General features: G+C 52.1%; 12 protein-coding genes. 10 read left to right on the plus strand and 2 right to left on the minus strand.

The features are described 5' to 3' along the window. Positions 1-229 precede the first annotated feature (229 nt). The 4 genes from ACQ4M4_RS02150 (at position 230) to ACQ4M4_RS02165 (ending at position 4,596) form a co-directional block, all read left to right on the plus strand. Positions 230-2,443, plus strand: a complete 2,214-nt coding sequence (locus ACQ4M4_RS02150) for a transglycosylase SLT domain-containing protein (RefSeq protein WP_430682802.1) — start codon at positions 230-232, stop codon at positions 2,441-2,443. A gap of 352 nt (positions 2,444-2,795) precedes the next feature. Continuing rightward, a complete protein-coding gene (locus tag ACQ4M4_RS02155) occupies positions 2,796-3,170 on the plus strand; it encodes a hypothetical protein (RefSeq protein ID WP_430682803.1) in 375 nt (124 codons plus the stop codon). A 222-nt stretch (positions 3,171-3,392) separates the two neighbouring features. Then, complete coding sequence (gene ureE / locus ACQ4M4_RS02160; protein ID WP_430682804.1) at positions 3,393-3,932, plus strand: urease accessory protein UreE; 540 nt, start codon at positions 3,393-3,395, stop codon at positions 3,930-3,932. After that, complete coding sequence (locus tag ACQ4M4_RS02165; protein WP_430682805.1) at positions 3,922-4,596, plus strand: urease accessory protein UreF; 675 nt, start codon at positions 3,922-3,924, stop codon at positions 4,594-4,596. The genes ureE and ACQ4M4_RS02165 overlap by 11 nt, the downstream gene beginning before the upstream one ends. Positions 4,597-4,616: 20 nt before the next feature. Here ACQ4M4_RS02165 and ACQ4M4_RS02170 read toward each other — a convergent pair whose 3' ends face one another. Then, a complete protein-coding gene (locus tag ACQ4M4_RS02170; protein WP_430682806.1) occupies positions 4,617-4,838 on the minus strand; it encodes a hypothetical protein in 222 nt (73 codons plus the stop codon). Between the two features lie 270 nt (positions 4,839-5,108). Here ACQ4M4_RS02170 and ureG point away from each other — a divergent pair, with 270 nt between their 5' ends. The 6 genes from ureG to urtE all read left to right on the plus strand — a co-directional run bounded on the left by ureG (position 5,109) and on the right by urtE (position 11,421). After that, entirely contained in the window at positions 5,109-5,759 is a 651-nt protein-coding gene (ureG, locus tag ACQ4M4_RS02175) for an urease accessory protein UreG (protein WP_430682807.1), read from the plus strand. Between the two features lie 139 nt (positions 5,760-5,898). After that, complete coding sequence (urtA, locus tag ACQ4M4_RS02180; RefSeq protein ID WP_430682808.1) at positions 5,899-7,227, plus strand: urea ABC transporter substrate-binding protein; 1,329 nt, start codon at positions 5,899-5,901, stop codon at positions 7,225-7,227. 136 nt (positions 7,228-7,363) lie between these two features. Further along, a complete protein-coding gene (locus tag ACQ4M4_RS02185; RefSeq protein WP_430682809.1) occupies positions 7,364-8,527 on the plus strand; it encodes an ABC transporter permease subunit in 1,164 nt (387 codons plus the stop codon). 117 nt (positions 8,528-8,644) lie between these two features. Beyond that, entirely contained in the window at positions 8,645-9,811 is a 1,167-nt protein-coding gene (gene urtC / locus ACQ4M4_RS02190; protein ID WP_430682810.1) for an urea ABC transporter permease subunit UrtC, read from the plus strand. After that, positions 9,786-10,601 carry an urea ABC transporter ATP-binding protein UrtD gene (gene urtD / locus ACQ4M4_RS02195; RefSeq protein ID WP_430682811.1) on the plus strand — a complete coding sequence of 272 codons (816 nt, stop codon included), beginning with the start codon at positions 9,786-9,788 and terminating at the stop codon, positions 10,599-10,601. The genes urtC and urtD overlap by 26 nt, the downstream gene beginning before the upstream one ends. A 67-nt stretch (positions 10,602-10,668) precedes the next feature. After that, a complete protein-coding gene (gene urtE, locus ACQ4M4_RS02200; protein WP_430682812.1) occupies positions 10,669-11,421 on the plus strand; it encodes an urea ABC transporter ATP-binding subunit UrtE in 753 nt (250 codons plus the stop codon). Positions 11,422-11,608: 187 nt separating this feature from the next. On the opposite strand, the gene ACQ4M4_RS02205 is transcribed toward urtE, so the two are convergent. Then, positions 11,609-14,989, minus strand: coding sequence for a diguanylate cyclase domain-containing protein (locus tag ACQ4M4_RS02205; RefSeq protein WP_430682813.1), 3,381 nt, complete (start codon positions 14,987-14,989; stop codon positions 11,609-11,611). Between the last annotated feature and the right edge of the window lie 36 nt (positions 14,990-15,025).

Here is a 15,025-nt window from a genome sequence, read left to right on the forward strand (position 1 = left end):
TGGCGATCGCACAATTTTAGGGGGCTTTAGGTAGTGTTCAATAGTTTTCAAGACTTGGCATCCCCCGTTCAGTACCTGTTTCGTAAGAATGCTGCGCGGCTCTATCCAACTTACAAATTCAAGTTTGCATAACGGCTCGATCGACTCCGCCGACTTGGTTTGATCGTGAATCTCGACTGCTCCCATCGACTCTCGTTGCCCACTCTTAGTTCTTTCTCTTGGTTCTTCCATGCTAAAGCGCCGTAAACGCGAAGTTGTGCTGGCTGTTGGGGCTGGCGTTACTGCACTCACGCTAGGGGCTGCGGCCTCCACCTTGGCCTCGCTAGGGATGCTGCCCCTGCCCTGGCTCATGAATGCTGTTGAACCCGCACTAGAACTGCAAGCCGATGAGTCGTCGCAAGTGCTGTCGCTGGCGACCCTTCCTGCTGCCGAACGTGCCGCCACCCTGCAAATGCTGGCCCAATCTGGTCAAGGGCGCGATCGCCACCAAGCCCGATTTTTGTTAGCCCATGACTTGATTCAGCAAGGCCAGGGTGGGTCGGCCCTGCCGCTCTTAGAAGGGCTAGAGCAAGATTATCCACTCCTGGCTGCCCAAATTTTGGCTCTGCGCGCCCAAGCGCAAACCGCCGCTAGCCAAACCGAGCAAGCCCAAGCAACCTGGCAAACGTTGCTCCAGCAGCATCCCGAAGATCCAGCGGCGGCAGAAGGCTTGTACGCTCTGGGACGCAGCGATCGCACCTATTGGCAACAGGCAATCGAGCAATTTCCAGCCCATCCCCGCACGCTAGAAATTGCCCAAACCCTGCTCACCGAAAATCCCAACCAGCCACAGCTTTTGCTAATTCTGGCCCGCTACGGCATCGACCTTCCCGGCATTGGGGGCGTGCTGGGCCGCCTCACCACCGAGTACGCGGCACAGCTCACCCCTCAAGATTGGGAAGCGATCGCCTTTGCTCATTGGGAAACCCTGGGCTATAACGACGCTGGCCGAGCCTATGCCAGGGCTCCCCGTACCGCTGTAAACGTGTATCGTGCCGGGCGTGGAGCCCATTTAGGCAATCGCCGTGCCGATGCCGTCCAGTTTTATCGACAGGTCGTGCAAGAGTTCCCCGATGCACCCGAAGCCGCCATTGCCTTGCTGCGCCTTGCCGACCTAGCTCGCCAACCCGAAGAAGCGCTGCCCTACCTGGAGACAGTCGTAAGCCGCTTTCCCCATAAGGCAGGCGATGCCATGCTCAAAAAATCCAAATGGCTAGATGACAGCAACAGCCCCCAAAGTGCCTCGCAAGCACGGCAAATGTTGCTGAGGGACTACAGCAAGTCCGAGGCGGCTGCCGAATTGCGCTGGTCTCTGACCGAAAAGTACATTGAAGCAGGCGATATCCAAGCCGCGTGGGGCTTAGCACGCCAAATTGCGACCGAAAATCCCGACAGCGAATATGCACCCCAAGCCTCGTTTTGGATTGGCAAATGGGCACAGCAAATGGGGCGTGAGGCCGAAGCCAAAACCGCGTACGAGTTTGTGTTGAGCCGCTACCCTGAGTCCTACTATGCATGGCGCTCGGCGGTCATGTTGGGGTGGGATGTGGGCGACTTTACCACCGTGCGCAACAAGTTACCCGAGATTCAAAAACCGAGCGATCGCCCTGTTCCCCCTGCTGGATCGGATGCACTCAAAGAACTCTACCAACTGGGACTCAATCGCGAAGCCTATGCCCGCTGGCAAGTCGAGTTCACCAACCTCATGCAGCCTACCGTGGCCGAGCAATTTACCGATGGACTCATGCGCCTGAGCATTGGTGACAATTTGGATGGCATTTTCATGGTGTCGAGCTTGCGCAACCGCGAACTGCCAGAGGAAATCGAGGCATACAACGAACTGAAGCGCCAACCCGCGTATTGGGAAGCGCTCTACCCCTTCCCCTATGAGCGCTTGATCGAGCAATGGTCAGCGCAGCGCCAGCTCAATCCCATGCTAGTCACCGCCCTGATTCGGCAAGAATCTCGCTTTGAGCCGCAGATTAAATCCGTAGTGGGGGCAACCGGGCTGATGCAGGTGATGCCCGAAACAGGGGCCTGGATTGCTAGCCAAACCGGAGACGTGGATTACGATCTGAGCGATCCCAACGACAACATCAGTTTTGGCACGTGGTACCTCAACTACACCCACGAAACCTACAGTAACCACTCGTTGCTCGCAGTCGCCAGCTACAATGCTGGCCCTGGAGCCGTGGCAGGCTGGGTTGAGCGCTTTAGCCTGAGCGATCCCGATCGGTTTGTTGATCAAATTCCCTACCCGGAAACACGGGGCTATGTGGAATCGGTGTTTGAAAACTACTGGAACTACCTACGCCTGTACAATCCCACCGTATCGAATCAGCTAGCGAAGTACGCTCCCGATCACATCCCCTCGCGCCGACTACCCAACACAGCCAAAGAATGATCAACTGCCACAAGATCTTACCCCTTGGCGATCGCTCAATCTCTCATGTCTGAGCCAACCCCGGTTTATTTTGGCCACCAAAAATTTCGAAATCTCTAGAACTCACCCAACGCGATGAGTTCGTAGAGCTTATGTCCAAAAATGGCCTAAAAACTTTATTAAAGCTCTAACAAGCGCAGTCTAACGGGCTCAGCCTTAAGAATAGAGCGTTAAAGGCCGCACATTTTTTGTATTTTTCCATCTGTCTTAGGTAATTTTACTGGACAGAAGCTTTTAAGTTTTGTGTACTTCTGGACAGAAGCGATGAAGTTGGGTCGCTATCGGGCATCTTTATTCTTAACCTTCTCTATCTATGGGTATAGCCTCGGTACGCAACCTTAGTGAGATGGATGACTCTAATTCACACGTTGTCTTAACCTACGTTATGGAACTCACGAACTACTCCTACCCGATGCGGGCTGCAATTCGCTACAAGGCCAAAACACAAATTCTTGCAGAACAAGCAAAGCTAACCGATTCCCCCACTATTGACGATGCTTTGCTGCGAGAGCTGGCATCGACGGTATTTCGCTCTGAGCGTGGCAAGGCTGTGTTTTGTGCTTACCCCACCCATGCCGAGGCCGAGGATATTGAAAACCGATTTGCCGCAGAGCTGGTAGTTGCCTATCAAATGATTCAGCGCAACCAAGCAGAGCCTTTGGTACAGCGTTTGAACCAGCTCCTGTAGCAGTGCTTTCGCTTTTCACAACTCACCATTTCACCGGGATATGGGCTGAACCTTGGCGCGATAACCAAGTTCAGCCCATTTTTTTAATGTCAGTTTTAGTTCAGGTGTAATTTAGAAGGTCTTAACGACATTGGCGGCAGGCTTTTTGCAGTTTCGGCAATGTGTGGTTTAGTAAGTGTGGGGTTTTGTGACGTGTTATGTGGCAGGTCAACCCATCCCAGCATGATGTTGAAGGTAACGCAGCGACTGGTAAACCCGACCGATATAGCCGATAGCGCAATTGATGCAATATTGGCACTCACCGCAGACGAACGCACCCGATCGCGCCATTGTTTTGAAACGAGCGATGGTCAGGCGATTTATGTGCAGTTGCCACGCGGCACAGTACTTCAGGATGGCGATGTGTTGCAAACGGAAATGGGCGATCGCGCCGTGCGCATTGTCGCCAAGCCCGAACCCGTGATGACCGTCACCGCAGACCATCCGCTGAATCTGCTCCGTGCAGCCTATCATTTGGGAAATCGCCACGTTGCGCTGGAAGTGACCGAAACGTATTTGCGGCTGCAACCCGATCCCGTCCTGCGGTCAATGCTGGAGCACTTAACCGTACAGGTTATCGATGAGGTGCAACCGTTTAATCCTGAACATGGGGCATATCGCCACGCCCATCCGCCTTCATCACCTTCATCTGCGCGGCATTCTCACCCGCATCCCCATTCCCACGCTCACACTCATTCTTCTTCCCATTCCCATGGGCATTAACACCCTTCCCTACTTGTTGCAGTTGGCCAGTCCAGCGCTGCCCATTGGAGCTTACACTTACTCCGAAGGGCTAGAAACGCTGGTGCAGCAAGGGCACATGCCTTCGGCGGCAGCGTTACAGGCATGGATAACGCAAGAGTTGACGGTGGGCGCCATGCGGCTTGAAGCCGTGGCGATGTGCCGAGCCTACACAGCGGCGATCGCCCATGATACCGCCCAAATTATCCATTGGAACCATTGGCTTTCGGCCCTGCGAGAGACAGAAGAGCTGCGAAACCAAAGCTGGCAAATGGGGCGATCGCTCGCCCGCCTGCTCACCGAACTAGAACCCGACATGAAGCCATTGCTGGAGGCGTGTAGCCCTCAGTGGAATGTGGCAATTGTGATGGCGATCGCCGCTGCCCACTGGCAGATTGATCTTGAGGCAACCGTTACAGCCTATTTACACAGCTGGATCAGCAACCTGATCAATTCAGGTGTCAAGCTCATTCCGCTTGGGCAAACCGCAGGTCAGCGCCTCCTAGTGCAGCTTTATCAGCCGCTAAAACATTTGGTGCAAACGATCCTTACCTTATCTGATGAGGAGCTATACGCCTGCAATTGGGGCTGGGCGATCGCCAGCATGAACCACGAAACCCTGTATACCCGACTGTTTCGCAGCTAAGGTTTTAAGCGTCTCGAACGTTACGGCATCATCCAAAACCGAGGCTGAGGCAACTCGTCCGCATCCACATCTTGCCAATCCGAAGCAGTGATATTTGCTGGCGCAACCGCGGCTTGCAGAATGGCTGGTTCAACATCAGGCAGCCAGGTCTCGTGGTAGATTGGGCAATCCTCAGGCTGGCTGGGGTTGGGAGCCGATTGAACATTGCGAGACAACACCTGTAAAAACGCAAAGCTTTCCATAATTCAACAACACCGTGGGGGGACTTTTGGGGGACTCTATAAAAATTCGCTTAAGAGCGGACTCTTCTTCTCAGTTAACTGCGACAGTTAGGAGAACTGACGGGTCAGGAACCACTTTTCTGCCTGTCCCACTCAAAATATCGCAATCAGAGAAAAGTAAACCAAAGATGTAGCCTTTTCAAGCTGCTCTCTCAAGGCGATCGCCTTTATTCCCGCCCAGTTCTCAAACTGTCCTCCACACCGCACACCCTTCGCGTTTGAATTACGGTTATGCAAACATTTCGAGTTGGCATTGCAGGCCCCGTTGGTTCTGGCAAAACAGCACTGGTTGATCGTCTGTGCAAAGCACTTCGCCACGAATTCAACATTGCCGTAGTCACCAACGACATTTACACCCAAGAAGACGCTCAGTTTCTTACCCGGAGTCAAGCTCTCACCGGCGATCGCATCATTGGGGTTGAAACAGGAGGCTGCCCCCATACCGCCATTCGAGAAGACGCCTCAATTAACCTGGTGGCGATCGAAGAATTAGAACAACGCTTCCATCCCCTTGACTTAATTTTTGTCGAAAGCGGCGGCGACAATCTAGCCTCTACCTTTAGCCCCGAGCTGGCCGATCTCACCCTTTATGTCATCGACGTTGCCGCTGGTGATAAAATTCCCCGCAAAGGTGGCCCCGGCATTACTAAATCCGACCTGCTCATCATCAACAAAATTGACCTAGCCCCGTTTGTCGGAGCCGATCTCAGCGTGATGGAGCGCGACGCGAAGCACATGCGTGGTACCCAGCCCTTTGTCTTTACCAATCTCAAAACTGAAGAGGGCCTCAGCGCCATTATCGAATTTGTGCGGCTCCACATGGGTCAGCCAGCCTCCTCATCTGCAGAACTCAACTCAACCGTAAGTGTTTCGAAACCTTAAGACGAGCCGATTTTGTATCCAGGAATACAAATCTCAAGTAAGCCCAGCCATAACATCTCAGCGTATGTATATTTCGTGTGGTTTCTGGTCAACCCTCGTTGGTCAGAGTTTTCCCTCGCGTTGAGGAGCTTAAAGCTAAATGACAAGCCAATTTGGTCGCCGTAAATTTTTGGTCTATGGTTCTGCAGCATTAGGAACCAGCATTTTATTGAAAGCCTGTGCCCCAGCACCCGACACTGCTGCTACTGACACAGGCAGTACAGATGGTGCTTCTCCTGCCGCTGCCAGTGGCGACACCATCAAAGTGGGAATTCTGCACTCTCTCAGTGGCACCATGGCCATTTCTGAAAAGAGTGTGGTTGACTCTACCATGCTAGCCATCAAGCAAATCAACGAAGCCGGTGGTGTGCTGGGCAAGCAAATTGAGCCCATCCTAGAAGATGGTGCCTCTGACTGGCCAACTTTTGCTGAAAAGGCTCGCAAGCTGATTGATCAAGATCAGGTTGTGACGATCTTTGGCTGTTGGACTTCGGCCAGCCGCAAAGCAGTATTGCCGGTGTTTGAGGAAAAAAATCACATGCTGTTCTACCCGGTGCAGTATGAAGGGCAAGAGTGTTCCAAGAACATCTTCTACACGGGTGCCGCCCCCAACCAGCAAATTGAGCCTTCGGTAGACTGGTTGCTAGAAAATAAGGGCAAAGAATTCTTCTTGGTCGGTTCGGACTATGTGTTCCCTCGTACTGCCAACACCATCATCAAGGCACAGGTAGAAGCTAAGGGTGGTAGCGTTGTGGGTGAAGACTACCTGCCACTGGGCAACACAGAAGTTGCACCCATCATTGCGAAGATTCGCTCTGCACTCCCCAATGGTGGCGTCATTTACAACACGCTCAATGGAGACAGCAATGTTGCCTTCTTTAAGGAAATGCAGGGCGCTGGTCTCACGCCTGAGCGCTATCCCACCATGTCGGTGAGCATCGCCGAAGAAGAAGTCCAGGCGATCGGTAAAGAGTATTTGCTCGGTCAGTATGCCGCATGGAACTACTTCATGACGGTGGAAACACCTGAGAACACTGCTTTCGTAGAAGCATTTAAAGCCGAATATGGCGATAGTCGTGTAACCAACGACCCCATGGAAGCAGGCTATATTTCGGTCAACCTGTGGAAGCAAGCTGTTGAGAAGGCTGGGGATGCCGGTACATCGACGAGCCTGGATGCCATTCGCACGGCTGTGATTGGCACGGAAATGGCCGCTCCCGAAGGCCCTGTGAAGATGTTCCCCAACCACCACATTTCCAAGACGGTGCGGATTGGTGAGGTGAGAGATGACGGTCTGTTTGAGGTGATCTACGCAACTGACGCACCCGTCGATCCCGTGCCCTGGAACCAGTATGTGGCCGAGACCAAGGGCTTCAGCTGCGACTGGACCCGGACCGATGTAGATAATCCTGGCAAGTTCCAGATTTAAGCGATCGCACACGGTCGGTTTGGTTAGGAGGCACAAGTTTGGGCTTCCTAACCGCTTTCATTTGAAGCGTGGCTCAAGTGTGTGAGCATCGTTGTGCATTGAAGGGTAATCTTGCTGCTGTTGCGAGGAAAAGTGCGTGTTTGCCAGCATATTAGACGGAGTGTTTAACGGGCTCAGCATTGGTTCTATCCTGCTGTTAGCTGCCCTAGGTCTGGCCATTGTGTTTGGCTTGATGGGAGTCATCAATATGGCTCACGGTGAGCTGATGATGCTGGGTGCTTACACGACCTGTGTGGTGCAGCGTGGGTTTCGCCAAATTGGGGGCGATAGTCCACTATTTGAGTTTTACATCTTTGCAGCGCTGATAGCGTCCTTTGCAGTGGCGGCGCTGGTAGGGCTGGCGCTTGAACGAGGAGTGATTCGCTTTTTGTATGGGCGCCCCCTCGAAACGCTGCTGGCAACGTGGGGTGTGAGCCTGATGTTGCAGCAGTTTGTGCGCAGTGTGAGCTGGAATATGGCGATCGCCATTGCGCTATTCAGTCTGCTGTTTTTTGGCGGCATGTGGTTGCTCAAACAGAAAACCGATTTTGAGCGCATTCGCGGCTGGGCGATCGCCGTGTTATTAGTGCTGTCGGGCCTCATTACTCGGGTGATTACTCAGCTGACGGCAGGTACCTATCAGCTTGCCGTTACCCAACCCTGGTTTGGAGCCCAAAACCAAGATGTCACAGCTCCAGGGTGGCTACGCGGTGGGATTCCTATTGGCAACTATCAGCTTTCCAATACCCGCATCTTCATCATGGTGCTCACCGTACTATGCGTCGTCGGCGTATATCTCTTCCTCAACAAAACGGTCTGGGGCATGCGTATTCGCTCCGTTACACAAAACCGCAATATGAGCGCCTGTTTGGGAATTCCAACCCGAACGGTAGATGCATTGACCTTTGCGCTGGGTTCAGGCTTGGCTGGCATTGCCGGATGTGCCGTTAGCCTTCTTGGTTCTGTTGGCCCAAATACCGGGCAAAACTACATCGTCAACACCTTCATGGTGGTGGTGGTCGGTGGTGTCGGCAAACTGGTTGGCACCGTGGTGGGTGCCTTGGCCATTGGCGTGACCGATTACATCATCGGCACAGGCATTCTTGGCAACCTGACCAATGTGCAGTTCCTCAAAGACTTTTTCGCTTTCTTTGCCACAACCAGCATGGCCAAGGTGATGGTGTTCTTCTTGATTGTGGTGTTCTTGCAGTTCCGGCCAGCAGGGTTGTTTCCGCAAAAAGGTCGCACTGTGGATGCTTAAGTCTGGCCTTGAAGGATCTTTGAACCTTCGCCTATTCCCCCTCATCGGCTGAACTTGAATTGAGCGATCGCCACTCAACACGCACAACTGACATCATCTCTACGGAGCATTAGACAAGTGACGGTTCAAGCAACATCGAACAGAGGCGCGATTGACTGGGAACGGTATCGACCGCTGTTGATTGAAGCAGCCATCGTGCTCGCAGTCGCCCTAGTATTCATTTTCCTGGTTCCCGCCGTGCTGTCGGGCTTTCGGCTCAACCTCATGGGTCGCTTTTTGGCATTGGCCATCGTGGCGCTTGGCATCGACTTAATTTGGGGCTTTACCGGATTGCTCAGTTTAGGGCATGGCATCTTTTTTACGCTGGGCGGCTACGCCTTGGGCATGCACCTCAAACTGCCCCAACCTGCGGGGAGCGGCCTGCCAGAATTTATGTCCCTTTATGGCGGCACCGAGCTCCCCTGGTTTTGGCAGCCTTTTTACTCGCTGCCATTCTCGCTCTTAGCGGTCATGCTGATTCCCGGCATCATGGCAGCCATTTTGGGCTATGTCATCTTCCGAAATCGCATTCGCGGCGTCTATTTCTCTATCCTGACGCAAGCGGCAACCATCATCTTTTTCAATTTCTTCAACGGGCAGCAAAAGCTGTTTAACGGAACCAACGGTCTCACCGACTTTGGCCCTCTTTTGGGCATGCCTGTTCGCAGCAATGTCACCCAATACTGGCTGTATGTGACCACCATTGCCATGCTGGCGATCGCCTATGCCCTATGCCGATGGCTCACCAGCGGTCGCTTTGGTCGATTGCTGGTTGCCATCCGCGACGACGAACCTCGCGTTCGCTTCTCGGGCTACAATCCTACCGGATTCAAGGTGCTAGTATTTGCCATTTCGGGGGTGCTGGCGGGCATTGCTGGTGCCCTGTTTACGCTGCAGTCGGGCATTGTGTCTCCCAACTCCATGAACATCGCCTTTTCGATTGAAATGGTGATTTGGGTTGCCGTTGGCGGTCGAGCCACCTTGGTTGGAGCTATTTTGGGTGCACTCATCGTCAATTTTGCCAAAAGCTTACTGAGCGAACGGTTCCCAGATATCTGGCTCTTTTTTCAGGGCGGTTTGTTCTTGCTGGTGGTGCTGCTATTGCCAGCTGGGATTGTGGGTTGGTTGCGCACCCGTGGAGTTGAGATATTTAAGCAGTTAAGCGGCAGCCGTCGTGTAGCCACATACCCCAGCTTGGAAGAAGATCCTGAGGTTGACTATGAACGAAAAAATCTTAGAGATTGAGAACTTAACCGTTAGTTTTGACGGGTTCAAAGCACTCAACAATCTCAATTTCAGCTTAGATACAGGTGAACTTCGGGTTATCATCGGGCCTAATGGTGCGGGAAAAACTACATTTCTCGACATTATTACTGGAAAAACCAAGCCCACCGAAGGCCAAGTCCGGTTCAAAGGACGCAACCTACGGCCCTATGCCGAGCATGAGATCGCCCAAATGGGCGTTGGCCGAAAATTCCAAACCCCACGGGTTTACCTCAATCTCAGCCCTCGTGAAAACCTGGAGCTGGCCTGTAATGGCACCAAGGACGTGTTCAAAACTTTGTTTCGAAAGTCACCTGCGCGTGAAAGACGCACCGTCCAGGAACTGCTAGAAACCATTGGCTTGTCCCACAAAGCGGATATGAAAGCCAACTTGCTGTCCCATGGGGAAAAGCAATGGTTGGAAATTGGCATGCTGGTAGCTCAAGCCCCTGATCTGTTATTGGTGGATGAACCCGTTGCCGGATTGACAGACGAAGAAACAGAACTGACAGGTAGCTTGTTGCTCTCTCTCGCTGAAAGCCATTCCATTGTTGTGATTGAGCATGATATGGAATTTGTGCGTCAGATTGCCCAGGGCCAAGTTACCGTGCTGCACCAAGGGTCTGTCTTGTGTGAAGGGAACTTTGACGAAGTACAGCGCGATCCGCGTGTGATCGAAGTGTATTTGGGGCAAGAAGTTCATACCGATCATGACATGAGCTTGGATAACACAGCCGACTTGTTAGAAATTGCTGGAAATGCTGAGGGTTAATGGCTCTAGCGATCGAATGCATGAGTGACAAGTAACCGACTTCAGTGAATGGAATGCGTGAATTGCTATGACCCAAACTGCGATCGCCTTAAACGACAAAATAGCAGATGCCTCAATGATGTTGCAGGTATCCGGGCTCAACGTTTACTACGGAGAGAGTCACATTTTGCGAGATGTGGACTTGAGCGTGCCGAAGGGTGAAATGGTATGCCTGATTGGCCGCAATGGAGTTGGTAAAACAACACTGCTTAAAACAGTGATGGGCTTGCTCAAACCTCGCAGTGGCAGCATCAACTTTGCGGGACAGCCGATTCTGTCCAAAACGACCGATCAGCGAGCAAGAGCTGGCATTGGCTACGTACCTCAAGGCCGAGAAATTATTCCCCGTTTAACCGTGCGGGAAAACCTGCTTTTGGGCTATGAAGCACGACAGCATCCACCGCGCAATCGTCAGGAGATTCCAGAGGAAATTTTTGAGTTGTTTCCCATCTTGAAAGACTTTTTGCCGCGCATGGGGGGCGACTTATCTGGAGGACAACAGCAGCAGCTGGCGATCGCCCGAGCCATCATGGGTCAGCCTCAGCTCCTCGTGCTGGACGAACCAACAGAAGGCATTCAGCCCTCTATCATTCTCGACATTGAGCGAGCCGTGCGCAGCATTATTGCGAAAACTGGCATTTCGGTTTTGTTGGTAGAGCAACATTTACACTTTGTGCGCCAGGCCGATCGCTACTATGCGATGCAAAAGGGTGGCATTGTGGCATCCGGGCCAACTAGCGAACTCAGTAATGATGTGATTCAACGGTTCTTGGCGGTTTAAGCTGCATGATTTGGAGCGCGATCCTGTTATCCCGCTAAAAGGTTGGACATTAAACCAATGCCAGTTTCGGTTAAGGGCTTTTCTGAGATTTGCGCGACGCGCAAACCTCAGAAAAGCCCTTAATTGCGTGCGCGTGCACACGCAAAAATGGACACTTCAGCTTATCCAAAACTCAGGTTAAACCAGATTATTCGAGCGTCAGCAGGTGAGTGCATATCGTATTTCGGCCTCGTTCTTTGGCCTCATAGAGTGCCTGATCTGCCGCGTTCACCAACGTTTGCGCTGGATAAGATAGCAGAGGCGTTACCGTGGCAATACCCATACTCGCGGTGACATAGGGCGCAATTGCCGAGGCGCGATGTGGCATCGACTGCTCGGCAATTGCCTGCTGTAACGATCGCGCCACATGTTCGGCCCCCTTGGAACTAGTATTGGGAAGGATGAGCGCAAATTCTTCGCCTCCATATCGAGCTGCCAAATCGGTAGTGCGTGTTGCGGCCTGGTTGATGAGCCTGGCGATCGCAACCAAGCATTGGTCACCCGCCTGATGTCCATAGGTATCGTTAAACGCCTTAAAGTAATCCACATCGCACAAAATCAGCGAGAGCGCCTTTTGCTCATGGGCTAAGCGCTGCCACTCATGCAACAGGTGAGCATCAAAGCGGCGACGATTGGCAATTTGGGTTAAGTCATCTGTAATAGCCAGTTGCTCTAGTTTTTGGTTGGCTTGCTGCAGTTGGTTGTACAGTTCCGATTGTTGAATCGCGATCGCCATTTGATCAGCAATTTTTTTGAGCAGATCAACCTCCCAATCTTGCCATTCCCGAGTCGCCTGACATTGGTGACAAATCAACAAGCCCCACAACTGAGAATTGCTCACAATGCCAACGACCAAGTTCGCTTTGACCTGCAAGTGCGCCAAGGTTTTACGATGACACGCTTGCAGATCAGACTTTTGAATATTGGCAATTGCGCGCGATCGCCCTAGCTGATAGCGAATTAAGTACTCACTGTTGGCCCCAAAACAGGGATCAATCAGCCGCATTCCTAGAATTGCAAGAGTGGGGTCACTCACCGACTCCACAGCCACAAACCCATCACAATTTGGCTTAAATTGATAGACCAAGGCGCGATCGCATTTCAGCAGCTCATGCACATCGGTTACCGCAGCAGTCAGCACTTCGTTGAGATCAAGCGATCGCCGCATCCGATTGGTAATGTTCGACAAAATGCGATCGCGATCGGCTTGTAGCCGCAGCATCTCTTCAATATGCTTCCGTTTGGAGATTTCTCGATACAGTTGATCAACTGCGTCATCCAAGTCTCTTGCTTGCGTTTCCACTTGCATTCCCAACTCAGCATTGGTTCGTTTCAACGCATCTTTCAAATCACATCTCTCTGAAATATCGATTGAAATACTAACAATCCCAATCAATTTTCCCTGTTCATCATAAATAGGAGAGTTCGTGGCCAAAATGGGGAATTCAATACCATTTCGATGTTGCACCCTCAACTCTCCAGACCAGCTTTCCCCTCGCCTCAGGTGCTCAAGAATTTCAACCTTTTGTGGATGAGATAAGTCGGAAGGGAGGATATCAAAAATATGTTTTCCCACGACTTCAAACGACGTCCACCCATACATTGTTTCCGAATAGCGATTCCAGTACAGAATGATGCCTGCCAGGTCGGTTGCGATCACGGCATGTTCAACAACATTCAATAGACGATTCTGAAACTGCATCGCTTGCTCAACCAAACGGCGTTCAACAATTTCTGTCTGAAGTCGTTGGTTGGTTTGCTCCAATTCTTTCGTGCGGGCATCCACCAATGCTTCTAGCTGAGTGTGATACTGTTCAATTTGGTGTTCTGCCATTTTACGATTACTAATATCAATCACATATCCGACATATTCTGCAGCGGTGTGATCTTGATCATTAGCCAACTGATACACTTCTCGCACCCAACGATATTTCTGATCAGCGTGCAAGATCCGATATTCATTCGTTTGCTGAGTGGAGTTGGGCTGGTTGAGGCGACTGTCCAACAGCTCCGGCAAGTCATCTGGGTGAACGAGGCTAAACCACAGGCTGGCGTTCTGCAGAAATGCCTTGGGCTTGTATCCTAAAATCGTTGTGATGGTATCGCTGACAAATGTGATGGCCTGATCTTTATCACACTGAAAGCTCATCAGAATTGCCGGACTATGGTGCAGCAAATATTGCAATCGCTGGGTTACAGCAGTCAGTTGCTGCTGGGCAAGGTTGCAATCGCGCAGGGCTACTTTTTCGACCGTCATATCCTGGATCTGACATACAAAGTAGAGCGAATTGGCCCAGCGATCGCGTCCCAACGACACAGTCAGCAAAACCCACACCCAGCTGCCATTTTTGTGAATGTAGCGCTTTTCAACCTGGTAAGATTGCATCTCGCCAGCCGTCGCCAACCACACCAGAGAGATATCCTCATGGGGATCTTCAGGATAAGTCAGCCCTTGCAGGGTCATGGCCGTCAATTCAGCTTTGGAATATCCAACCATGGTGCATAATGCTTGATTCACGGCTAGAAGGTGACCATCAAGGCTCACCAGCGCCATCCCAATGACAGCCATATCAAACGCATCTTGAATTTGCTCAGCATCCATGTGGGACAGGGGATGCACGTGCTTGGCGAAATGGGGTTCGCTGAGAGGCTCCATGGCAGCAGGAAGGAGGGGAACCGACTCAAAGGAGTGAAGGGCTTTCAGCACAGAACCGTACGTGGCGATGCCCAGCAGTTCTTCCTCGGCGGAGAATACACCCACTTGGCGAAGCTGCTTAGCCTGCAACAATTGATGCGTTGCCCAGAGATCGGTTCGCGGTAGAACCGATAGGAGCGGAGCGCTGCAAAACTCACGAGCAGAAGCCTGTGCAAGCCGAATGCCCGATGCGTAGCACTGCACCAGATCGCTAGCCGTCAGAATGCCGAAGGGTGCTGCAATTGTGCGATCGCCCCAAGGTTCTACCCAACTCTTGGCCTTCGGCTGCCCCCCCAAACAAGATGAGTCTTTTGCCATCAGAATGACATAGGGCACGCCGCGCTCCACCATGCAGTGTGCAATGTGCTGGAGCGTGGCATTGGATTCATCACAAACGGTGGTGGGAGCCATCCATCGATGAACTGGCTGCTGTTCTAGCATCGGGGTTGGCTGTAGACTCTCTCGAATGCTGGAGGGCGTCATAACCCCAACAAGCTGCTGCTGAGCATTGAGAACAGGCAAATGGCTCGTACAATGCTGATGAAATAGCTGGATCACCTGGCTGATGTGGGTTAGCTCATGAGCCAGAACGGTGAATACAGGTTGCACCATCCAATCAACGATAGACGCTTGACACAACGGTTGCTGAGCCGCGATCGCCCGCACAGCGTCGTTTTCGGTAAACAAACCCACCATCTGGGTGCGATCCATGACGAGCGCATAGCTAGTTTTTTGCCGACTCATCGCTTGAATGGCCACCTCAACTGTCGCCGATGGTTCAAGCACTAGGGAGCAAGATTGAATGAACTGTTTTGCAGCCAATTCCTGCGACATACAATCTACCTTCCCGATAAAACCAAGCCTGACGTC

It is taken from the genome of Leptolyngbya sp. AN02str (assembly GCF_050565595.1).
Taxonomy (GTDB): Bacteria; Cyanobacteriota; Cyanobacteriia; order Elainellales; family Elainellaceae; genus Kaiparowitsia.

Excerpts from the sequence above, each read along its gene's own strand:
- ACQ4M4_RS02150 (WP_430682802.1), top strand. The coding sequence starts at position 230 with ATGCTAAAGCGCCGTAAACGCGAAGTTGTGCTGGCTGTTGGGGCTGGC.
- ACQ4M4_RS02155 (WP_430682803.1), top strand. The coding sequence starts at position 2,796 with ATGGGTATAGCCTCGGTACGCAACCTTAGTGAGATGGATGACTCTAAT.
- ureE (WP_430682804.1), top strand. The coding sequence starts at position 3,393 with ATGATGTTGAAGGTAACGCAGCGACTGGTAAACCCGACCGATATAGCC.
- ACQ4M4_RS02165 (WP_430682805.1), top strand. The coding sequence starts at position 3,922 with ATGGGCATTAACACCCTTCCCTACTTGTTGCAGTTGGCCAGTCCAGCG.
- ACQ4M4_RS02170 (WP_430682806.1), bottom strand. The coding sequence starts at position 4,838 with ATGGAAAGCTTTGCGTTTTTACAGGTGTTGTCTCGCAATGTTCAATCG.
- ureG (WP_430682807.1), top strand. The coding sequence starts at position 5,109 with ATGCAAACATTTCGAGTTGGCATTGCAGGCCCCGTTGGTTCTGGCAAA.
- urtA (WP_430682808.1), top strand. The coding sequence starts at position 5,899 with ATGACAAGCCAATTTGGTCGCCGTAAATTTTTGGTCTATGGTTCTGCA.
- urtD (WP_430682811.1), top strand. The coding sequence starts at position 9,786 with ATGAACGAAAAAATCTTAGAGATTGAGAACTTAACCGTTAGTTTTGAC.
- urtE (WP_430682812.1), top strand. The coding sequence starts at position 10,669 with ATGACCCAAACTGCGATCGCCTTAAACGACAAAATAGCAGATGCCTCA.
- ACQ4M4_RS02205 (WP_430682813.1), bottom strand. The coding sequence starts at position 14,989 with ATGTCGCAGGAATTGGCTGCAAAACAGTTCATTCAATCTTGCTCCCTA.